We start from the raw sequence: 21,138 nt of genomic DNA, 5'->3' as shown, positions 1-21,138 counted from the left end.
CGCGGCGCGGCCGATCAAGGAGGTAGGGCCATGACTGGCATCGTGCGTATCGACGACGAGGTACTGGGCGTCGAGGAATTCATCCGCCTGCTCAAGTTCACGGGGCAGTTCGAAGGCCTGGTCGAGCAGATGGTGCGCGACAAGCTGACGGTGCACGCGGCGAAACGGGCGGGCCTGGCGCTGGCGCAGGAAGATATCCAGGAGCGCGCCGACCAGTTCCGGCGCGTGCAGGGCCTGCACCGCGCAGCGGACATGAACCACTATCTCGACGCACTGGGCGTGAGCCTGGACGAGTTCGAGGTCTTCATCACCGACAGCCTCTACCAGGAGCGGATGATGGAGCAGGTCTGCAGCGAAGCCGCGGTGCACGAATATTTCCAGCTCAATTCGCCGCGCTTCGACAGCATCGAGGTCAGCCATATCGTGGTGGACAGCGAGGGCAAGGCCAAGGAGCTGATCTCGTACCTGCAGGATGATCCGGAGAGCTTCGCCGAGATGGCGCGCGAGCATTCGATTGCCGACACGCGCGAGCGTGGCGGCGACATCGGCAAGGTGCTGCGCGGCTCGCTCAAGACCGATATCGAGGCCAAGGTCTTCAACGCCGAGGCCGGCGACCTGCTCGGGCCGTTCGCCTCGCCGGACCGCTCGTTCTTCGAGGTCTTCCTGGTGCGCGCCAAGCACCCCGCGACGCTGGACAGCGACGTCGCGGTGGAGGTGCGCCGGCTCCTGCGTGAAGAGTGGCTGATGGCGAGGGCGCAGGAACATGTCATCGAAGCCCGCTAGCGAAGGCGGGGCGGCGGCAGAGGTGCCGCCGCCGTCGGCTACGTCCCCTGCGCCGGTGTCCACGTCGCTTGCCGATTTCCTGGCGACTGTGGAGATCCTCTCGGCCCTGACGCGCGAGGAACTGGAGCAGCTCGCCGCCGCGGCGCAGACCCAGACGTTCGGCTTTGGCGACACCGTGTGCAATGCCGGCGAGCCAGCCCCGGGCCTGTACATCGTGAAGGCGGGCTCGGTGCGCGTCTTCAACGAGGAACACGGCAAGGAAATCAGCATGGGCGTGCGCAAGACCGGCGAGGTGTTCGCCGACATTGCGCTGTTGCGCGAGTACCACCATGAGTCGTCGGTGCGCGCGTCGGGCAAGACCGAGCTGCTGATGATTCCGCGCAGCGTTGGCGAGAAGGTGGTGGCGGGCAACACCGCGGCGCTGGCGTTCATCACGAGCTATGTCGCCATCAGCTCCGCGGGCGGCTTCGTGGCGCGGTTGTTCGACCTGCGTGGCAAGCTGGACCGGCGCGAACTGGAAGACGCGGTGCGCAGCGTGGGCGTGAAGCGCGTGGCCGCGGGCAAGGAGATCCTGAAGCAGGACGGGCGCGAAGACCGGCGGCTCTACGTGGTGCGCCAAGGCACCGTGCGCATGGCGCGCACCGAGGACGGCGACGAGTTTTCGCTGGCGACGCTGGGCCAGGGCGATATCTTCGGCGAACGCGCCTGCGTGATGCGCCAGGAGCAGATCGCCTCGGCCATCGCCGAGACCGAGGTGCGCCTGCTGGTGATTCCCGAGAAGACGGTGCAGATCCTCCTGGAGCGCAACCCGCGCCTGCGCGAGGTGCTCGAGGAACGCATCCGCGTGGTCGACCGCGAACTGCACCGGCAGAAGAAGCTGGCCGAGCGCCGCAAGCGGCCGGTGCTGCTGGACCTTCATTCGAAGCCCGAGCTTGGTGAACGCCTGATCCGCCGTTTCGCGCTGGTCGAGCAGGCCGAGGAGATGGATTGCGGTGCCGCGTGCCTGGCCATGATCTGCCGGCACTACGGCATCCCGATGTCGCTGGGCAAGCTGCGCGAACTGGCCAACGTGACCACACAGGGCGCCACGCTGGAAAGCCTGGCGCGCGCCGGTGAGTCGCTGGGCTTCACCACGCGCGGCGTGCAGTGCACGCGGGACTCGCTAATGGGCTTCGAGCTGCCGTTCATCGTGCACTGGGAGGGCTACCACTACGTGATCGTGTACGGCGTGTCGGGGCGCTGGGTGTGGGTGGCGGACCCGGGCATCGGCTTCCGCAAGATGAGCACGGAAGAGTTCGAGCGCGGCTGGAGCGGCACCTGCCTGCTGTTCAGCCCCGGCGAGAGCATGACGCAGCTGTCGGTGCAGCGCTCGCCGTGGCTGCGTTTCATCAGCTACCTGGCGCCGTACAAGAAGATCCTGGCGCACCTGTTCCTGGCCACGTTCGTGATCCAGATGCTTGGCGTGGTGCCGCCGCTGATCATCCAGAACATCCTGGACGGCGTGGTGGTGCACCAGAACATCGGCCTGCTGCACCTGCTGATCGTCGGGCTGATCATTGCCAACGTGTTCTCGCAGCTGATGGCGACCATCCGCGCCTACCTGGCCAACTTCATGGTGCGCAACATGGACTTCGCCATGATGTCGCACTTCTTCAAGCACACGCTGTCGTTGCCGCTGTCGTTCTTCGCCAAGCGCAAGACCGGCGACATCTTCGCGCGCTTCCAGGAGAACCAGACCATCCGCGCCTTCCTGACCGAATCCACGGTGACGACGGCGCTGAACCTGCTGATGGTGTTCATCTACTTCACCATCATGTTTCTCTACAACGTCAAGCTCACGCTGCTGCTGATCGCGTTCGTGATTCCGATCGCGGCGCTGACGGTGGTGGTGACACCCAGGGTGAAGGCTTATGCGCGCGAAGTGTTCGCGACGTCGACGGACGCCAAGGCCTATCTCATGGAGACCCTGGGCGGCGCCGAGACCGTCAAGGGCATGGGCATTGAACGGCCCGTGCGCCTGCGCTGGGAAGCCAAGTACGCCAAGTCGCTGGAAAAGCAATACCAGGCGCAGGCCTTCCATATCCTCGTCGGCATGATCAGTCAGCTGCTCAACGCGGCCACGACCATCGCGGTGCTGTGGGTGGGCGCCACGCTGGTGCTGCAGCGCGAACTGACCATTGGCCAGCTCATCGCGTTCAACGCCTTCATGGGCAGCGTGCTGGCGCCGCTGATGGGCCTCGTGGCGCTGTGGGGGCAACTAAACGACGCCGGCGTGGCGATGGAGCGTCTCGGCGACGTGCTCGACCTGGAGCCCGAGCAGAAGCCGCAGGACGTGATGTCGCGCGTGATGCTGCCGGACTTGCAGGGCGAGATCGAGCTCGACGGGCTTTACTTCCGCTATGGCGGCGAGGACACGGCCTATGTGCTCGAGAACATCAGCCTGCATATCAAGCCCGGGGAGATGGTAGCAATTGTCGGGCGCAGCGGTTCGGGCAAGACCACGCTGGCCAAGCTGCTGGTGGGGTTCTATCGGCCGACGGAAGGCTCGATGAAGGTGGACGGCTATGACATCGGCGTGATCGATACCGAGTTCTACCGCGCGCAGGTGGGCTATGTGATGCAGACCAACCTGCTGTTCTCGGGCACTATCGCCGAGAACATCGCCTGTGGCGACGAAAGCCCGGACCGCCGCCGTATCGAGGAAGTGGCCCGCATGGCCGACGCGCACCCGTTCATCACCAAGCTGCCGCTTGGCTACGAGCAGATCGTCGGCGAGCGCGGCATGGGGCTGTCGGGCGGGCAGATCCAGCGGCTGTGCATTGCGCGGGCGCTGTACCACGACCCGCGCCTGCTGGTGTTCGACGAAGCCACTTCCGCGCTCGACACCCAGTCCGAGAGCAACATCCTGGCCAATATGCAGGAGATCCTGCGCGGGCGCACGGCGGTGATCATTGCGCACCGCCTCAGCACGATCATGCAGGCCGACAAGATCCTGGTGCTGTACGAAGGCGCCATCGTCGAACAGGGCCGTCACGAGGAACTGCTCGATCGCAAGGGCATGTACTACCAGCTGGTGCACAAGCAACTGAGTTCAGCATGAAGCTCTACAACCAGGGCGCCCGGCCGCCCGCCGCCGATGCCGCCAGCACCTCCGCCGTCTCGTTCGCGGGGCTGATGGAGAAGATCGAGATTTTGCGCTCCACGCTGCGCTGGTCGTCGCGGCTGGAGCGGGTCGATATCGAGAAGCTGCTCAAGCAGGCCACCACGCTGCGCGACGAAGTCATGGGGCTGTCGCACAAGGAGCGCTTCGTGCAGGCCGCGGCCGGCGGCGAGGCGCCGGTGCCCGAGGAAGTCGAACGCATGCCGCGCGAGCGGCGCCAGGCGCTGCTTGAACGCAGCTTTATTTTTGAAGGCACCTTTGGCGACAATCCGAAGCTGCTCGAATCGCTTGAGATCGCGGAGAAGGCGGCGCCCACCGACCTGCCGGTGCTGATCGACGGCGAGAGCGGCACCGGCAAGGAGCTGATGGCGAAGGTGATCCACGCCAACGGCTCGCGCCAGGAGCGGCCATTTATCTCGGTCAACTGCGGGGCGATCCCGGACAGCCTGCTGGAGTCGGAGTTGTTCGGGCACAAGAAGGGCGCGTTTACGGGCGCGAGCAATGACAGGCGCGGCAAGTTCGAAAGCGCGCATACGGGGACCATCTTCCTCGACGAGATCGGCGAGCTGCCGCTGACGGGGCAAGTCAAGCTGCTGCGCGTGCTGGAGGCGCACGAGATCCAGCGCGTGGGGTCGGACGAAGTGATTGCCGTCGATACGCGCATCGTCGCCGCGACCAACAAGGACCTGCGGCGCATGAGCCAGGAGGGGACCTTCCGCGAAGACCTGTTCTACCGGCTCAGCGTGATCCACGTGTCGCTGCCGGCATTGCGCGAGCGGCGCGATGAAATCCCGTTGCTGGTGGCCTACTTCAGCGACGAGGCCGCCGGGCTGCTCAAGCGCCGGCCGGTCAGGCTTACGCCTCGGTTGCGGGATTTCCTGATGCACTACGAATATCCGGGGAATATCCGCGAGCTACGGAACCTGTTGTACCGGGTGTCTTGCCTGGCTGGAGATACGGCGGACCTGGTCCACCTGCCGGTCGATATACGGCCGAAGCCCGCCGCGCTGGCCGTGGTGCCGATCGGTCCTGTCGGCGCGCTTTCAGCGCTGCCCACGTCCCTGGGCGAGGCCAAGCGGGCCGCCAGCGATGAGGCGGAACGGGCGTTTCTTGAACGCGGCCTGCAAGAGGTCGGGGGGACGGTGGCAGAACTGGCGCGGCGCTGCGATATGAACCGGTCGCACTTGCAGATGCTGCTCAAGAAGCATGGGATTCATTCGAAGGATTTCCGAGGGGCCAAGGGCGGAGGGGGATAAGGGGGCTTGGCAGTCGCCGCTGCTATCGCATACGCGGTGGGCTGCGAAACGTAGAGCCTATGCCTCTACCTCCGGATTTACCAGGGTCCTGTCCGCATAAGGATCCTCAGCACGTACTACCACCACGGTGACATTGTCGTGGCCCCCATGATCCAGCGCCATTTTTACGAGCGTCTGGGCGGTTGCATCAAGGTCGCTACCGCTGGCCAGTGCGGTTGCAATCGCATCATCCTCGACTTCATTGCTTAATCCATCGCTGCAAAGCAGGAACACGTCGCCATCGGCGACATCGACGAACAGCTGTTCAGGCAACAGCGTGTCGGCTGCGCCCACGGCGCGCGTTATGGTGTTGTGCGCGGGATGGTGCCGCGCTTCCTCTGCCGTGATGAGCCCGCGTGCGAGCAAACGCTCCACCTGGCTGTGATCGCGCGTAAGGCGCTGCAGCCGCCCGCCGCGTAGCCGGTAGAGCCGGCTGTCGCCGGCCCAAAGAAATCCGCAACGCCGGTCACCGGTTGCCAGCACCACGACAGTGGTGCCTACGCAGCGCACCTGCAGGCGCGAGGCTTCGGCGATCAGCGTGCGATTGACGTCCTGCAGCGCGGCGCCTACGTCGGCCAGCCGTTCTTCCAGCGACGGCCGTGCCGGCAGCGACGCCAGCGCCTGCGTGACGGCCTGGCTGGCGAAGTCGCCAACGGCATGGCCGCCCATGCCGTCAGCCACGACCCACAGGCCCTGATCCGGCAGATCGAGGCACGCGTCTTCATTGCGCTCGCGCACGCGGCCCACGTCGGTGCAGGCCGCCGATGCCCAGCGGAATTGCGTCACGCCAGTCAAGATGCCCTCCAAGGGTCAAGGACCGGTTGTTTATCTGACCAGCATAGAAGTTGTTGCTGGTCTCGCAAAAGTTGATCAACGTGGTCCCGGCCGATTGGTGAGCCTGGGCGCCCGTCCTTGCCTATGCCGTCCACCAGCGTAGTGGTGGCGCCAGGCCAACAACTGGGCCGTCGATGGCGTTGGCGGCGTCCCGACAGGCGCCGAGGCGCCGGGGGGGCACATTCCCCGCTATTGCCCAGGCGGCGCCAGCCGGGGGCACTGGCACATTTCCTGCTGAAATCTGGCACGACGCGGCAATGAGTGCCGCGACCAGACACCCTAGGCGGGCCAGCCAGTACAAGCATGGCCCAGGTCAGCCGGCGGGGGGCCTGAAACGTTTCCTGTACAGAACACGAAGGAGCCAGCCATGTCCGGACTGATCGTCAGAGCAGATTGCGCCGTGTATCGCGGTCGCCAGAGCCACCGCACAGGCCAGCCTGCCGCCGCGGCCGGAGGCCGGCATGCCGGCAGCCGGTTTGGCCGCCACGCGCCGCGCCGCGCGCGGCTGGCTTCGCAGGGACGGCCGCAGATCGCAGGCGAATGCCGGCGGCGGTGACTGTGGATGCTTGGGGAGATCTGTTGGGGATAAAGCGAGGGCTTGGTCCCGCCGACAGGAATCGAACCTGTATCTAGCGCTTAGGAGGCGCTCGTTCTATCCATTGAACTACGGCGAGGGACAGAGCTGTCAGGACCGCGGTTCCGCAGGTTTGCGGTGATCCTGAAGACGGGGCGGAGTATATCAAAAACCTCTCGCCTGGAGCGTGTTCCAATGGCTAGTAAGGCAGAACACCACCACCGGGCGCCGGCCATTGCCGACCCTGGGGACACGCAATCCGCCGAAGTTCACAAGTTCGCAGTTGCCAGCACGGATTCGCATGGAACCGCTGCGCTGCGGCTTCTCTTGGCTGCCACCGCGCGGTATCTGGCAATTACTTCTTGTGATGCACCAACCGGTCCCACCAATACTGCACCGGATGTTCATGCTCCGGATAGATCGGCGACTTATGGAAGAACTCGGCCCGCACGGCAAAGATGTACAGGGCGACGATGACTGCGGCGACTAGCAGGGCGGTAAGCATGGCGGTAAGCATGGCGGTCTCCCGTGGCAGGAACCGACTTTATTCTAGGCAGCCGCGGCGGCTAGTGGCCGCTGGTTTTGGAGAAAAGCTGGATCACCGCCACGCCGGCGATGATCAGGCCGATCCCGACGCAGGCCGCCAGGTCCGGCACCTGGCGGTACAGCGCCATGGCGACCAGCGTAACCAGCACGATGCCGGCACCGCTCCAGATGGCATAGGCGACCCCGACCGGCACGGTCTTCATGACCAGCATAAGCAAGTAGAAAGCGCAGGCGTAGCCGGCCACGACCAGGAGGCTGGGCACCAGCCGGGTGAAATTCTCGGCAGCCTTTAGGCTGCTGGTCGCGATGACCTCGGCAACAATGGCCAGCGCCAGGAGCAAATATCCGTTCATCATGGAAACGAGGGGATGCGGGCAGGCAGGGTCGCAAAGTGCGCCCGACCAGCCAGGTGTTGTACAGGCACAGCAGACAAGGACGGATCCCCACGTTGCGGTGGTTGTGCGACGCAGTATTGCAGTTTTGAATGATAGTGTGCAGCCTGCGCGGCATGACCGGCTGTCACGCATCGCAGCGGTTCCCGGCCGACCTTCAAAAAAAATCGTACGGCGGCGGGTTTTTGGTTTCCTGGGGGGAGCGGTATGACACATCAAGGCATTGACGGAGAAACCGTCTGGCCCGCCACGCGTATGGCCGCGGCCGACGCGGATGAATCGGGCGTCTGGCAGAACACCATCGCGGCGGCGGACTACGCGCTGGAGGAGGCAACCCGCATCCAGCGCGGGGTGCAGAGCAATCTCAAGCTGATGCAGGAAGTCCGGGCGCTGCGCGAGGAACTGCGCAAGGCGCATGCGGAGGCCGACCGCTACCGCGGCATGCATGCGCGCGTGGTGGTCAGCATGCGCCAGCTCGAGGAGGAGCAGGCCGCCGAGGTCGGCCGCCTGCAGTCCGAGAACGAGATGCTGCTGGTGCGCCACCGCGTCTACAAGCTGCTGTCCGAGCACTACGGCCTGGCGGCGCTGCGCTTCGACACCGCCGCCTTCTGCGAGCATCGCGACCGCGTGCTCCAGCACGTGCTGTTCCAGCGGCGCAAGGGCGTCGCACTCGAAGACATCCGGTTCCGCGATATCGCCTTCCTGCTGCTCTAGGTTTTCCGGGGCGGGCTCAGGCTGCCTTGTGGCGCAGCACCAGCAGCGCCATCATGCCGCCCGCCACGCCCCAGAAGGCCGAGCCCACGCCGGCCAGCGTCATGCCGGATGCCGTGATCATGAAGGTGAGCAGGGCGGCTTCGCGTTCGTCCGGCGTCTGCATGGCCACGGTCAGGCCATTGGCGATCGATCCGAGCAGCGCAAAGGCGGCCAGCGCCACCACCACGGCCTTCGGGAAGGCGGCGAAGAGTGCCGCAATGCTGGCGGCCAGGACGCCAGCCACCAGGTAGCCCACACCGCAGACCACGGCCGCAGTGTAGCGACGGGCCGGGTCGGCGTCGGCCTGCGGACCGGTGCAGATGGCGGCCGTGATCGCCGCCAGGTTGATGCCGTGCGAGCCGAACGGCGCCAGCACGGCCGAGGCGAAGCCCGTCACCGTGATCAGCGGGGATGCCGGCACGTGGTAGCCGTCGGCGCGCAGCACCGCCAGCCCCGGGATATTCTGCGAGGCCAGCGCCACGATGAACAGCGGGATGGCGATGCTGACAAAGGCCTGGAGCGAGAACGCCGGCGTGGTCCAGACCGGCACCGCCACCGCCAGCCGCAACCCCTCGAAGTGCAACTGGCCCAGCGCGCCGGCCAGCGCCACCCCGACCAGCAGCACGCCCGGTACCGCGTAGCGCGGCCACCAGCGGCGGCCGGCCAGGTAGGCCGCGAACATCGCCAGCATCAGCACGGTCTGGTCCTGGGCCTGCACGAACACATCCACGCTGATCCGGAACAGGATGCCCGCCAGCAGGGCCGACGCGATGCTTGCCGGCAGCGCGCGCATCAGCTTGTCGAACCAGCCGGTGAGCCCGGCGGCCGTCATCATCAATGCGGCCATCAGGAAAGCGCCGATCGCCTCGGGGTAGGGCACGCCGGGCAGGCTGGCGATCAGCAGCGCCGCGCCCGGCGTCGACCACGCCACCACGACGGGCACGCGCATGGCCAGGGACAGGCTGATGGTGGTCACGCCCATGCCGATGGACAGCGCCCACAGCCATGACGAAATCTGCGCGCTGCTCAGGTGAGCGGCCTGGCCGGCCTGGATCATCAGCACCAGCGAGCTGGTATAGCCGGTCAGCGTGGCAATCAGGCCGGCGACGAATGCGGAAAGGGAAAGATCGGAGAGCTTGACGGAGGTGGCAGGCATGGGGCGGCAGGGAGACAGGGAGACGTAAGCGGCACGCCCCCCATCTTCGCATGACTGCCGGCCGCGCTGCCATGCCTGCAGGCCTTGCCGTGACTCAGTCCGCGACCTTGTCGCTCGGGAACTTGAACGAATCGCGCAGCAGGTAGCTCATGGGGATGTCGAGCGTGATGCCATGCGGGGGAATCGGGGCCTGGAACCACTTGCGGTACAGCTTTGGCGTCTCCTGGTCGTAGACCGCGGCGACCAGCGTCTTGTCCACCAGCTTCTTGAATTCGGCGTCGCCTTTGGGAAGCATGATGGCGTAGGGCTCGATGGTCAGCATCTCGCCCGTGACCCGGAAATCGGTGGGGCGGCTGGCGTTGGCGCGCAGGCCGTACAGCAGCACGTCGTCCATCACGAAGGCGTCGGCCTTGCCGGCTTCCACCATGGCAAAGGCCTGGGCATGGTCCTTGGCCTCGATCAGGTGCCACTGCATCACGCCGCCTTCGTCCATCTTGCGCAGCATGGCCAGCGGCGTGGTGCCCGAGGTGGAAACCACGGTCTTGCCGCGCAGGTCGGCCCACCTGGCGATGCCCGAATCGCTCTTCACGATCATGCGGCTGCCGGCGATGTAGTGCGGGATGGTGAAGGCGACCTGTTCGCGCCGCTCGCGGTTGTTGGTGGTGGAGCCGCATTCCAGGTCGGCCTTGCCCCCGGCGATCGCGGCAATCCGGTTGGCCGGCGTGACCGGCACCCATTCGACGCGCAGCCCGGGCATATGCAGCGAACTGCGCACGGCATCGGCGATCTTCAGGCACAGGTCCACCGCATAGCCGACCGGCTTGCCGTTGGCCACGAACGAGAACGGCACCGAGCTTTCGCGGTGGGCAATGCGGATCACGCCGGTTTGCTGGATGTGCTGCAGGACCGGCGGCGGGGCGGCTTGCGCTGGCCCGGCGGCCAGCAAGCCGGCACAGGCGAGGGAAGACAAGACAAAGGCGACATCGGGGCGCGAAGCCCGGCGCGACTGACCCGGATCGATCATGGAAACCCTCGTCAAAAGATAACGAAAACAAGTGGCGGCCGTTAGGTCGGTTCCGTCTGGTCCCGTGCGGCTCTGAAGTGTCGTTGTCGTGCTGTAACCCCGGACGGGCGCTCGTGCCGGTAAGCTGCCCGGGAGCGCGAGCGCTGCGCGGGCTATTGTTCCATGTGGGCCCCATGGCGGACAACATGCGCAAACACAGCCGTGCGACGCTAGCAACGGCAAGCCGCCGTCCCAGTTGACGGGGCTTTCCCTTACGGATATCTCCGAACTGGAGCGTTGTGCCGGCGATTGATATGCTTGGTTCCGTGTCCTGCGAGCAGGGCACCGAGGAGAGACTCTTGGGCCCGCGTTGCGGGCCCTTTCTTTTTGCGCCGGCTGCCTGGCGCAAGACCCGCCATAAGCCGGCGCCTGCCGGTGGTCTACAATGCGGCCTGCTCCGCGCCGATGCCGCTTGCTGCCGGCGTAACTTCTGAATCTCCCGCCTGATTTCCTCCCATGGCCCTGTTTTCCATTACCGATGCCCAGCTTGCTTTCGGGCACGTGGCCTTGCTCGACCACACCGATTTTTCGCTTGAAGCTGGCGAGCGCGTCGGCCTGATCGGCCGCAACGGCTCGGGCAAGTCCTCGCTGCTGAAGATCGTGGCGGGGCTGGCCGCGCCGGATGACGGCCTGATTGCACGCCAGTCCGGCGTGACGTCGGCCTACGTGCCGCAGGAGCCGCAATTCGAGCCCGGCATCACGGTGTTCGACGCGGTGTCGCAGGGCATGGGCCAGGCACATGACCTGCTGGTGCGCTATGAAGCCGCGGCCGAGCGACTGGCCGACAGCCATGACGAGGCCGCGCTGGCGGAACTGCACCGCCTGCAGTCGGAGCTGGATGCCGCCGGTGCCTGGCATCTGCGCACGCGCGTGGAAAGCACGCTGGCCCGGCTGGGCCTCGATCCGCATACGCGCGTCGATGCGCTCTCCGGCGGCCTGCAGAAGCGCGTGGCGCTGGCGCAGGGACTGGTTGCGGAACCCGACATCCTGCTGCTGGACGAGCCGACCAACCACCTCGACGTGGAGGCCATCCGCTGGCTCGAAGACCTGCTGCTGGTGTTCCGCGGCAGCGTGCTGCTGATCACCCACGACCGCGCATTCCTGGACCGCGTGGCGACGCGCATCGTCGAACTGGATCGGGGCCGCCTGCTGTCCTTCCCAGGCAACTTTGGCGCCTATCAGGCGCGCAAGGAAGAACTGCTGGCGGCCGAGCAGGTCGAGCAGGCCAAGTTCGACAAGCTGCTGGCGCAGGAGGAGGTGTGGATCCGCAAGGGCGTGGAGGCGCGCCGCACGCGCAGCGTGGCGCGCATCCAGCGGCTGGTCGCCATGCGCAACGAGCGCGCGGTGCGGCGCGAGGCACAGGGCAACGTCAAGCTGGAGGTCTCGCAGGCCGATCGCTCCGGCAAGATCGTGGCCGAGCTGACCGGCGTGAGCAAGGGCTATGGCGACAAGGTGGTGGTGCGCGATTTCACCGCCACCATCATGCGCGGCGACAAGGTCGGCCTGATCGGCCCCAATGGGGCCGGCAAGACTACGCTGCTGCGCCTGATCCTGGGCGAATTGCCGCCCGACAGCGGCACCGTGCGCAACGGCAGCAACCTGCAGGTGGCGTACTTCGACCAGATGCGCACGCAGCTGGACCTGGAAAAGTCCCTGGCCGACACCATCAGCCCGGGCAGCGACTGGGTCGAAGTCAACGGCCAGCGCAAGCATGTGATGAGCTATCTCGGCGACTTCCTGTTCGCGCCGGAACGTGCGCGTTCACCGGTCAAGTCGCTGTCCGGCGGCGAACGCAACCGCCTGCTGCTGGCGCGCCTGTTCGCGCGGCCGGCCAATGTGCTGGTGCTCGACGAGCCGACCAACGATCTCGACATCGACACGCTGGAGCTGCTGGAAGAACTGCTGCAGGACTACAGCGGCACGGTGTTCCTGGTCTCGCACGATCGCGCGTTCCTGGACAACGTGGTGACTTCCACGATTGCCGCGGAGGGCGACGGCCAGTGGCGCGAATCGGTTGGCGGGTATTCCGACTGGGTCGCGCAGTCCGAGCGCAGCGCCGCGCTGCAGGCGGCGCGCAAGCCCGAGCAGAAAGCCGCAGAACCGGCCAAGGCGAAGGATTCGCGCGATGCGCGCGGCGCCAATCGCACGGTCAAGCTGTCTTACAAGGAGCAGCGCGAGCTTGATGGGTTGCCGGAGCGGATTGCTTCGCTGGAAGGCGAGCAGAAGACCCTCGCCGCGCAGCTTGAGGACGGCTCGCTCTATGTCAGCGACGCGGCCAAGGCTGCCACGCTGGCCACCCGTCACGACGAGATCGAGATGGAACTGCTGGAAGCGCTGGAGCGGTGGGAAGTGCTGGAGGCGAAGTCGAAGGGCGAGGCGGGCTAACCACACCACGCCAGCACCATATTCGTCAGATCCACCATAAACGACGGCCGCAGGTACCCGATAAACCCGAGCACCAGCGCCGCCGCCAGCGCCAGCAGGCCGGCGGCGCGCAGCACGTGCTGGCGGATGACGGAGGTCATGCCGCGGCGGGCTGCGGGCGCGCCAGCGCGTGCTCGCGGACCGGCAGGTTGACCAGCGCCGCCACGACGCCCAGCGCGATCGCGATCATCCACACCGTGTTGTAGCCGCCGGTCCGGTCATACAGGTAGCCGCCCAGCCATGCGCCCAGGAAGCTGCCGATCTGGTGCGAGAAGAACACCACGCCGGACAGCATCGACAGGTACTTCACGCCGAACACCTGGGCGATGATGCCGTTGGTCAGGGGAACCGTCGATAGCCACAGGAAACCCATCATCGCGGCGAACAGCCACGTGCTGGCGGCCGTCAGGGGCAGCAGCAGGTAGCCTGCGATCACCACCGAGCGCGTCAGGTAGATGGCCGACAGCAGATAGCGCTTGGGCATGCGCTGGCCCAGGGCGCCGGCGGAGTAGGTGCCGAACACATTGAACAGTCCGATCAGCGCGAGCGCTACCGTGGCGATCTTCGGATCGGTCAGGCCTTTGTCCTTCAGGTACGGCGCCAGATGCACGCCGATGAACACCACCTGGAAGCCGCACACGAAGTAGCCCAGCGTCAGCAGCTGGAAATTGCGGTTGCCGAAGGCCTCGCGGACGGCCTGTCCGATGGTCTGGTGATGCCCGCCATGATGCGAAGCCATGTTGGGCTCGCGCAGCGTGAACGCCAGCGGGAGCATCACGCAAGCCATCAGCGCCATCACGAACAGCGCGTTCTGCCAGCCCACCCCCGAAATCAGCGATTGCTCGACCGGAATCATCAGGAACTGCCCGAACGAGCCCGCCGCGGCGGCAATGCCCATGGCCCAGACGCGCTTCTCGGCACTGGCCACGCGGCCGATCACGCCGTACACGATGCTGTAGGTCGTGCCGGACTGCGCGATGCCGATCATGACGCCAGCACCGGTCGCGAAGGCCGTGCCGCTGGTCGACAGCGCCATCACCACCAGCCCGCCGACGTATAGCGCCACGCCGATCAGCATGATGCGCAGTGCGCCGAACTTGTCGGCGAGCGCGCCGGCGAACGGCTGGCTGGCGCCCCACATCAGGTTCTGCAGCGCCAGCGCGAAGGCGAAGGTCTCGCGGTTCCAGCCATGAGTCTGCGTGATCGGCAGGTTGAACAGGCCGAAGCCGTGCCGGATGCCCATGGAAAGGGTGACGAGCAGGCCGCCGCATAGCAGGACGGTGGTCAGGGAGAGTTGTCGGTTCTGGGTCTGCATATCGGGCTCGCTTCGGGCCGCGGGGTGCCTCGGTTGTTGTGGTTTTTGTCGTGCTGGCCGGCGCGGCGTTGGGGGTGCCCGATCCAGTTGCGCGAGTTTACCCCGGCTCGCCGGAGCGCGCCGGGCACGGTGCGCAAGTCCGGACGGGCGGCATGGTAATCCGGACGGCCGGCGACAAAGCCGGCTGGCGCCGCCGTCCTTTTGCCACGATTGACGGTGCGGGCTTCCATTACAATGCAGTGCCCGGCACCCGGCGGCGCCACATATGCGCGCCAAAAATGGCCGAAATGGCCGAAATGGCCGGGATCTCCACTTTCGTAGCGACTCCATGGCGAGCAAAACCAGTCAGTACAGCGAATCCTCCATCCGGGTCCTGAAGGGCCTGGAGCCGGTCAAGCAGCGCCCCGGCATGTACACCCGCACCGACAACCCCCTGCATATCGTGCAGGAGGTGATCGACAACGCGTCCGACGAGGCGCTGGGCGGCTTCGGTTCCGAGATCCTGGTCACGCTGCACCGCGACGGCAGCGTCAGCGTGGAGGACGACGGCCGCGGCATCCCGGTCGGCATCCATCCGGAAGAAGGCGTGCCGGTGGTCGAGATCGTCTTCACGCGGCTGCACGCGGGCGGCAAGTTCGACAAGGGCAAGGGCGGCGCCTACGCGTTCTCCGGCGGTCTGCACGGCGTGGGCGTGTCGGTGACCAACGCGCTGTCGACGCAGCTCGACGTCTCGGTCTGGCGCGACGGCATGGCCTCGACGCTCACGTTCTCCGGCGGCGATGTGACCGTGCCGCTCGCATCGCGCAAGCTCGAGCGCGGCGAGAAGAAGAACGGTACGCGCGTGCAGGTGTGGCCGGATGCGAAGTATTTCGACTCGGCCACGATTCCGCAGGCCGAGCTGCAGCGCCTGCTGCGCAGCAAGGCCGTGCTGTTGCCCGGTGTGAAAGTCACGCTGGTCACTGAAAAGACCGGCGAGTCCCAGACCTGGCAGTACGACCAGGGCTTGAAGGGCTACCTGGTCGAAGCGCTGGCGCAGGGCAGCGGTGCCGAACTCGTGATCCCGATGTTCGAGGGCGAGCATTTCGCCGACCCGGACGCCAACCCCGGCGAAGAAGGCTTTGCCCACGGCGAAGGCGCCTCATGGGTCGTGGCCTGGACCGAAGAGGGCTCGCCGGTGCGCGAGTCCTACGTCAACCTGATTCCCACGCCGGCCGGCGGCACGCACGAGTCCGGGCTGCGCGAAGGCCTGTTCCAGGCGGTCAAGAGCTTTATCGAGATGCACGCGCTGCAGCCCAAGGGCGTCAAGCTGATGAGCGAGGACGTGTTCGCGCGCGCCTCGTTCGTGCTCTCGGCCAAGGTGCTGGACCCGCAGTTCCAGGGCCAGATCAAGGAACGCCTGAACAGCCGCGACGCCGTGCGGCTGGTATCGACCTTCAGCCGTCCGGCGCTGGAGCTGTGGCTGAACCACCACGTCGAGTACGGCAAGAAGCTCGCCGAACTGGTGATCCGCCAGGCCCAGGCGCGCACGCGCGCCGCGCAGAAGGTGGAAAAGAAAAAGGGCTCGGGCGTGGCCGTGCTGCCCGGCAAGCTGACCGACTGCGAATCGACCGACGTCACGCGCAACGAGATCTTCCTGGTCGAGGGCGACTCCGCCGGCGGCTCGGCCAAGATGGGCCGCGACAAGGAATACCAGGCCATCCTGCCGTTGCGCGGCAAGGTGCTCAACACCTGGGAGACCGAGCGCGACCGCCTGTTCGCCAACAACGAGGTGCATGACATCGCGGTGGCGATCGGCGTGGACCCGCACGGCCCGAACGACGAACCCGACCTGTCCAACCTGCGCTACGGCAAGATCTGCATCCTGTCCGACGCGGACGTCGACGGCGCGCACATCCAGGTGCTGCTGCTGACGCTGTTCTTCCGCCACTTCCCGAAGCTGATCGACGCGGGCAACGTCTGCGTGGCACGCCCGCCGCTGTTCCGCGTCGACGCGCCTGCGCGGGGCAAGAAGCCCGCGCAGAAGCTATACGCGCTCGATGAAGGTGAGCTCGAAGCCATCCAGGACAAGCTGCTCAAGGACGGCGTCAAGGACGGCAGCTGGCAGATCTCGCGCTTCAAGGGCCTGGGCGAAATGAGCGCCGAACAGCTCTGGGAGACCACCATGAACCCGGATACGCGGCGCCTGCTGCCCGTGGCGCTGGGCGAGTTCGACCTGCCGCAGACCGTCGAGATGATGAACATGCTCATGGGCAAGGGCGAGGCCGCGCAACGCCGCAGCTGGCTGGAAGAGAAGGGCAACGAAGTCGAGGCCGATATCTGACGGGCTGTCTGTGCGCGGACAGACAAAGGGGCATAATGCCCCCTTTGGCTTCCCCGCACGCAAGCCGGACCGCATGATGAGAACGAGACCGACACCGACACGCAAACCATGGCATCACGCAGCCGCGGCCGTGCTGATGGTGGCCGGTCTCGTCTGCGCGCCGGCGGCACATGCCGAGCTCTACGGCTTCATCGACGCGGATGGCATCGCCCACTTTGCCGACCGCAAGCTCGACGAGCGCTACAAGCTGTTCATGCGCAACGGCGGCAGCTTCGATAGCTCGCGCGGTGCGCGCGGCTCGGGCGACGCAGGCGCTGGCGCGATCGATCTCGAGCAGCACAAGCTGTACCGCTACATCGTCAACCATCCGAACATCGCCAAGGTCGAGCCGATGATCCGCCAGATCGCGGACAAGCAGGACGTCGACCCGGCGCTGGTCAAGGCGGTGATGGCGGTGGAGTCCGGCTTCAACCCGTCGGCCGTGTCGCCCAAGGGCGCCATCGGGCTGATGCAGGTGATTCCCGACACCGGCGCGCGCTTTGGCGTGAGCGCCGACGCGCGCCGCAGTGTCGAGCAGAAGCTGGCCGATCCGCGCATCAATATCGCGGCCGGTGTGCGTTACCTGCGCTGGCTGATGGAGCTGTTTCCCGACAACCTGGAACTGGTGCTGGCCGCGTACAACGCGGGCGAGGGCGCGGTGCAGCGCTACAACAACCGCGTTCCGCCGTACCCGGAAACGCAGCAGTACGTGAGCACCGTGCTGCAGTTCTACCGGCTCTACCAGCCTGGCGGCGGTCCGGCCGTGATGCGGACCAGCGCGGCAGCCGGCGGGCCGTCGCGCGTGAAGATGGTGATCGGCGGACGGCGCAACATGCCCTGACCGGATTCCCCAAACAACAAGCCACCCGGCGCGCCGGCATCACAGTATGGCGCGCCGTCTTCTTGCCAATCCATGGAACAACAAGACATCACGTTTCAACCCGAAGAGCCGGCGGATTCGCTGACGCTGGCGCGCTACGCCGAGCGGGCCTACCTCGACTATGCCGTCAGCGTGGTCAAGGGCCGCGCGCTGCCCGAGGTCGCGGATGGCCAGAAGCCCGTGCAGCGGCGCATCCTGTTCGCCATGCACGAGATGGGCCTGCGCGCCGACTCCAAGCCGGTCAAGTCCGCACGCGTGGTGGGCGACGTGCTGGGCAAGTTCCATCCGCACGGCGACCAGTCGGCCTATGACGCGCTGGTGCGCCTGGCGCAGGACTTCTCGCTGCGCTATCCGCTGATCGACGGCCAGGGCAACTTCGGCTCGCGCGATGGCGACGGCGCCGCGGCGATGCGATACACCGAAGCGCGCCTGACGCCGATCGCGCGCCTGCTGCTCGACGAGATCGACGAGGGCACGGTCGACTTCATCGCCAACTACGATGGCTCGATGGAAGAGCCCCGCCTGCTGCCCGCGCGCATGCCGTTCGTGCTGCTCAACGGCGCCTCGGGCATTGCCGTGGGCATGGCCACCGAAGTGCCGCCGCACAACTTGCGCGAAGTGGCCGGCGCCACCGTGGCGATGATCCGCAACCCGAACATCACGCTGGCCGAACTGCTGGCGCTGATGCCCGGCCCCGACTATCCGGGCGGCGGCCAGATCATCTCGCCCGCCGCGGATATCGCCCAGATCTATGAATCGGGCCGCGGCAGCCTGAAGGTGCGCGCGCGCTGGACTATCGAGGAAATGGCGCGCGGCCAGTGGCAGCTGGTTGTGAATGAACTCCCTCCGTCTACGTCGGCGCAGAAGGTCCTTGAAGAGATCGAGGAGCTGACCAACCCGAAGATCAAGACCGGCAAGAAGGCCCTGACCCCGGAACAGCAGCAGCTCAAGGCCACGGTGCTGGCCGTGCTGGATGCCGTGCGCGATGAATCGGGCAAGGATGCGCCGGTGCGGCTGGTGTTCGAGCCCAAGAGCAAGAATATCGGGCAGCAGGAATTCATCCAGACGCTGCTGGCGCATACCAGCCTGGAATCGGGCGCGCCGATCAACCTCGTGATGATCGGCACGGATGGCCGTCCGCGCCAGAAGGGCCTGCGCGACATCCTGCGCGAGTGGATCGACTTCCGCTTCGCCACCGTCACGCGGCGCACGCGCCATCGCCTGGCCAAGGTGGAAGACCGCATCCATATCCTCGAAGGCCGGATGCTGGTGCTGCTGAACATCGACGAGGTGATCCGCATCATCCGCGAGAGCGACGAGCCCAAGGCCGCGCTGATCGAACGGTTTGGCCTGAGCGACCGCCAGGCCGAGGACATCCTGGAAATCCGCCTGCGCCAGCTGGCCAGGCTGGAAGCGATCCGGATCGAGAAGGAACTGAAGGACTTGCGCGAAGAGCAGGCCGACCTGGACGTGCTGCTGAAGTCCGACACCATGATGCGCCGTCGCATCATCAAGGAGATCGAGACCGACGCCAAGCAATACAGCCCGGAAGACAAGGACCCGCGCCGCACGCTGATCCAGGAAGAACGCCGCGCCAGCGCCGAGGTGCGCGTGGTGGACGAACCGGTCACGGTGGTGGTGTCGCAGAAGGGCTGGGTGCGCGCGCGCCAGGGCCACGGCCACGATGCGCAGCAGTTCACCTTCAAGGCGGGCGATGCGCTGTATGACACCTTCGAGTGCCGCACGGTTGACGTGCTGCTGGCGTTCGGCACCAATGGCCGCGTGTACTCGGTGCCGGTGGCCGGCCTGCCGGGCGGGCGCGGCGACGGCGTGCCGCTGACCACGCTGATCGAGCTGCAGCCGGGCAGCCAGATTGCCCATACCTTCGCCGGCAACGCCGAGCAGCGCATGCTGATCGCCACGCAGGGCGGCAATGGCTTCCTGACCAAGGTGGGCGACATGACCGGCCGCCAGAAGGGCGGCAAGTCGTTCCTGACGCTGGACGACGGCGACGCACCGCTCACGCCTGCGCCGATCGGCGACGAGGCCACGCACGTGGCCTGCCTGTCCGGCAACGGACGCCTGCTGCTGGTGGCGCTGGAAGAGGTCAAGGTGCTGTCGGCCGGCGGCCGCGGCGTGATCCTGATGGAGCTGGAGCCGAAGGAGACGCTGCTGCAGGCGGTTGGTGTGGGTGCGCCGGGATTGCTGGTTTCTGGTACGACGCCGCGTGGCGGCAAGCCTGACTCGCAGAAGCTGGCGGGGGCGAACCTGATGCCGTATGTCGGCAAGCGGGCGCGCAAGGGCAAGGCGCTGGAGAGCAAGCTGAAGGGCGTGCGGATCGATCCGGTGAAGATCGTACCGCCTGCTGGCAACTAACGCCGCAGCGGATTTTTTCCCCTCTCCCGCAAGCGGGAGAGGGGAGTACCGCCGTGGCAGGTTTCACGCTATCTCCGTCGCCGGCCCTTGCCTGTAATTCTTCCCATGTCCCCCCTGGCCCCACCCCCCACGCCCCGCGCCCTGTTCCTCGAATTCGCCCGCATGGGCCTGTCCGGCTTCGGCGGTGTCCTGCCCTTCGTGCGCCGCGCCGTGGTGGAGCGCAACCGCTGGATGGATGATCGCGATTTTGTCGAACTGCTGAGCCTGGGCCAGGTCCTCCCCGGGCCCAATGTCATCAACCTGGCCTTGATGCTGGGCCTGCGCTTTGCCGGCTGGCGCGGCGCGCTGGCCGCGTTCAGCGGCCTGGTCATGGTGCCGATGGGACTCGTGCTCGGTTTGCTGCTGCTATACCAGCACTATCAGGAAGTCCCCGCCGTGCAGCGCATGCTGGCGGGCATGACGGCGGTATCGGCCGGCCTGATGCTGGCCACGGCCATCAAGCTGGCTCACAGCCTGTCGCTGACGCTGCGAGCCGTGCTGATCGGCGGCGCAGCCTTTCTGCTGATCGGTCTTCTGAGCTGGCCGCTGGTGCCGGTCATGGTTGTGCTCGTGCCGCTCGCGCTGTGGCTCGAGTGGCGCGCAAACCGCGGAGGGCAGCCATGAGCTCAGCCGGGCTGCTGGCCAGCCTGTTCGCCCATTTCAGCGCGCTGTCGCTGCTGGCTATCGGCGGGGCGAGTTCCACCTTGCCGGACATGCATCGCTACCTGGTCGAGGCCAATGGCTGGCTGACCGATGCGCAGTTTTCGGCGATGTACGCAATCTCGCAGGCGGCGCCGGGTCCCAATGTGCTGTTCGTGTCGCTGTTCGGGTGGCAGGTGGCGGGCTTTGCCGGATCGCTTGCGGCAATGTTCGGCATGTGCGGCCCGTCCAGCCTGATCGCGCTCGCGTTCGAGTATTTCTCCGGGCGTTCGCCGCATGCGACCTGGCCCGGCCTGATCCGGCGCGGGCTGGCGGCGCTGACGATCGGCCTGCTGTTCTCATCGGGCTGGGTGCTGGCGCGCAGCGTCGACCACGGCTGGGGCGCAGCGGCTATCACCGTGGTGACGGTCCTGCTGATGCTGAAGACCCGCGCGCACCCGTTGTTGCTGGTAGTCATCGGGGGAGTGGCCGGCCTGCTCGGCGTGCTCTGACGCATCCAATAAGAAGCCCCGCCGGAGCGGGGCTTCAT

The 21,138-nt window shown here is 66.4% G+C and carries 17 protein-coding genes and 1 tRNA gene; 10 read left to right on the top strand and 8 right to left on the bottom strand.

All coding sequences use genetic code 11. The features are described 5' to 3' along the window. Window positions 1-30 precede the first annotated feature (30 nt). The 3 genes from AC3FKG_RS00205 to AC3FKG_RS00195 are packed head-to-tail and all read left to right on the top strand — an operon-like array spanning window position 31 to window position 5,199. The gene (locus AC3FKG_RS00205; RefSeq protein WP_483708745.1) at window positions 31-783 is read left to right on the top strand and encodes a peptidylprolyl isomerase; all 753 of its coding nucleotides are present in this window, start codon (window positions 31-33) and stop codon (window positions 781-783) included. Further along, complete coding sequence (locus AC3FKG_RS00200) at window positions 764-3,883, top strand: peptidase domain-containing ABC transporter (RefSeq protein ID WP_488742126.1); 3,120 nt, start codon at window positions 764-766, stop codon at window positions 3,881-3,883. Before AC3FKG_RS00205 ends, AC3FKG_RS00200 begins: the two co-directional genes overlap by 20 nt. Beyond that, the gene (locus tag AC3FKG_RS00195; RefSeq protein WP_488673768.1) at window positions 3,880-5,199 is read left to right on the top strand and encodes a sigma-54 interaction domain-containing protein; all 1,320 of its coding nucleotides are present in this window, start codon (window positions 3,880-3,882) and stop codon (window positions 5,197-5,199) included. Before AC3FKG_RS00200 ends, AC3FKG_RS00195 begins: the two co-directional genes overlap by 4 nt. Before the next feature lie 57 nt (window positions 5,200-5,256). On the opposite strand, the gene AC3FKG_RS00190 is transcribed toward AC3FKG_RS00195, so the two are convergent. From AC3FKG_RS00190 to AC3FKG_RS00175, 4 genes are all read right to left on the bottom strand, one after another. After that, on the bottom strand, window positions 5,257-6,033 hold the full coding sequence (locus AC3FKG_RS00190; protein ID WP_483708742.1) for a PP2C family protein-serine/threonine phosphatase: 777 nt from the start codon (window positions 6,031-6,033) through the stop codon (window positions 5,257-5,259). Between the two features lie 638 nt (window positions 6,034-6,671). Further along, a tRNA-Arg gene (locus tag AC3FKG_RS00185) sits at window positions 6,672-6,746 on the bottom strand. A gap of 255 nt (window positions 6,747-7,001) precedes the next feature. Next, window positions 7,002-7,163: a hypothetical protein gene (locus AC3FKG_RS00180; protein WP_488742125.1), complete on the bottom strand. Its 162-nt coding sequence runs from the start codon at window positions 7,161-7,163 to the stop codon at window positions 7,002-7,004. Window positions 7,164-7,212: 49 nt separating this feature from the next. After that, window positions 7,213-7,545, bottom strand: coding sequence for a DMT family transporter (locus AC3FKG_RS00175; RefSeq protein WP_483711519.1), 333 nt, complete (start codon window positions 7,543-7,545; stop codon window positions 7,213-7,215). Between the two features lie 246 nt (window positions 7,546-7,791). Between AC3FKG_RS00175 and AC3FKG_RS00170 the strand changes: the two genes are divergently transcribed. Beyond that, window positions 7,792-8,298 carry a hypothetical protein gene (locus AC3FKG_RS00170; RefSeq protein ID WP_483708740.1) on the top strand — a complete coding sequence of 169 codons (507 nt, stop codon included), beginning with the start codon at window positions 7,792-7,794 and terminating at the stop codon, window positions 8,296-8,298. 16 nt (window positions 8,299-8,314) lie between these two features. Here the strand turns inward: AC3FKG_RS00170 and AC3FKG_RS00165 are convergent, their stop codons facing one another. After that, the gene (locus AC3FKG_RS00165) at window positions 8,315-9,493 is read right to left on the bottom strand and encodes a benzoate/H(+) symporter BenE family transporter (RefSeq protein WP_488742124.1); all 1,179 of its coding nucleotides are present in this window, start codon (window positions 9,491-9,493) and stop codon (window positions 8,315-8,317) included. Between the two features lie 94 nt (window positions 9,494-9,587). Continuing rightward, window positions 9,588-10,517, bottom strand: a complete 930-nt coding sequence (locus tag AC3FKG_RS00160) for an amino acid ABC transporter substrate-binding protein (protein ID WP_483708738.1) — start codon at window positions 10,515-10,517, stop codon at window positions 9,588-9,590. Window positions 10,518-11,012: 495 nt separating this feature from the next. On the opposite strand from AC3FKG_RS00160, the gene AC3FKG_RS00155 reads away from it, so the two are divergent. Then, on the top strand, window positions 11,013-12,941 hold the full coding sequence (locus tag AC3FKG_RS00155) for an ATP-binding cassette domain-containing protein (protein WP_488742123.1): 1,929 nt from the start codon (window positions 11,013-11,015) through the stop codon (window positions 12,939-12,941). Here AC3FKG_RS00155 and AC3FKG_RS00150 read toward each other — a convergent pair. Then, window positions 12,938-13,081 carry a hypothetical protein gene (locus AC3FKG_RS00150; RefSeq protein ID WP_483708736.1) on the bottom strand — a complete coding sequence of 48 codons (144 nt, stop codon included), beginning with the start codon at window positions 13,079-13,081 and terminating at the stop codon, window positions 12,938-12,940. The genes AC3FKG_RS00155 and AC3FKG_RS00150 overlap by 4 nt on opposite strands. Continuing rightward, a complete protein-coding gene (locus AC3FKG_RS00145; protein ID WP_488742122.1) occupies window positions 13,078-14,295 on the bottom strand; it encodes an MFS transporter in 1,218 nt (405 codons plus the stop codon). The genes AC3FKG_RS00150 and AC3FKG_RS00145 overlap by 4 nt, the downstream gene beginning before the upstream one ends. Before the next feature lie 328 nt (window positions 14,296-14,623). Here AC3FKG_RS00145 and AC3FKG_RS00140 point away from each other — a divergent pair, with 328 nt between their 5' ends. The 5 genes from AC3FKG_RS00140 (at window position 14,624) to AC3FKG_RS00120 (ending at window position 21,100) form a co-directional block, all read left to right on the top strand. Next, window positions 14,624-16,615 carry a DNA topoisomerase IV subunit B gene (locus tag AC3FKG_RS00140; RefSeq protein WP_483708734.1) on the top strand — a complete coding sequence of 664 codons (1,992 nt, stop codon included), beginning with the start codon at window positions 14,624-14,626 and terminating at the stop codon, window positions 16,613-16,615. A gap of 76 nt (window positions 16,616-16,691) precedes the next feature. Next, window positions 16,692-17,495, top strand: a complete 804-nt coding sequence (locus AC3FKG_RS00135; RefSeq protein ID WP_483711518.1) for a lytic transglycosylase domain-containing protein — start codon at window positions 16,692-16,694, stop codon at window positions 17,493-17,495. Window positions 17,496-17,567: 72 nt separating this feature from the next. After that, window positions 17,568-19,910, top strand: a complete 2,343-nt coding sequence (gene parC / locus AC3FKG_RS00130; RefSeq protein ID WP_488742121.1) for a DNA topoisomerase IV subunit A — start codon at window positions 17,568-17,570, stop codon at window positions 19,908-19,910. Window positions 19,911-20,015: 105 nt separating this feature from the next. After that, window positions 20,016-20,573 carry a chromate transporter gene (locus tag AC3FKG_RS00125; protein ID WP_483708732.1) on the top strand — a complete coding sequence of 186 codons (558 nt, stop codon included), beginning with the start codon at window positions 20,016-20,018 and terminating at the stop codon, window positions 20,571-20,573. Next, on the top strand, window positions 20,570-21,100 hold the full coding sequence (locus AC3FKG_RS00120; protein WP_488742120.1) for a chromate transporter: 531 nt from the start codon (window positions 20,570-20,572) through the stop codon (window positions 21,098-21,100). The genes AC3FKG_RS00125 and AC3FKG_RS00120 overlap by 4 nt, the downstream gene beginning before the upstream one ends. Window positions 21,101-21,138 lie beyond the last annotated feature (38 nt).

It is taken from the genome of Cupriavidus sp. 22TCCZM04-2 (genome assembly GCF_057798895.1).
Note: the sequence above shows the minus strand (reverse complement) of the source record. Positions and strands in the feature narration are given on the sequence as shown.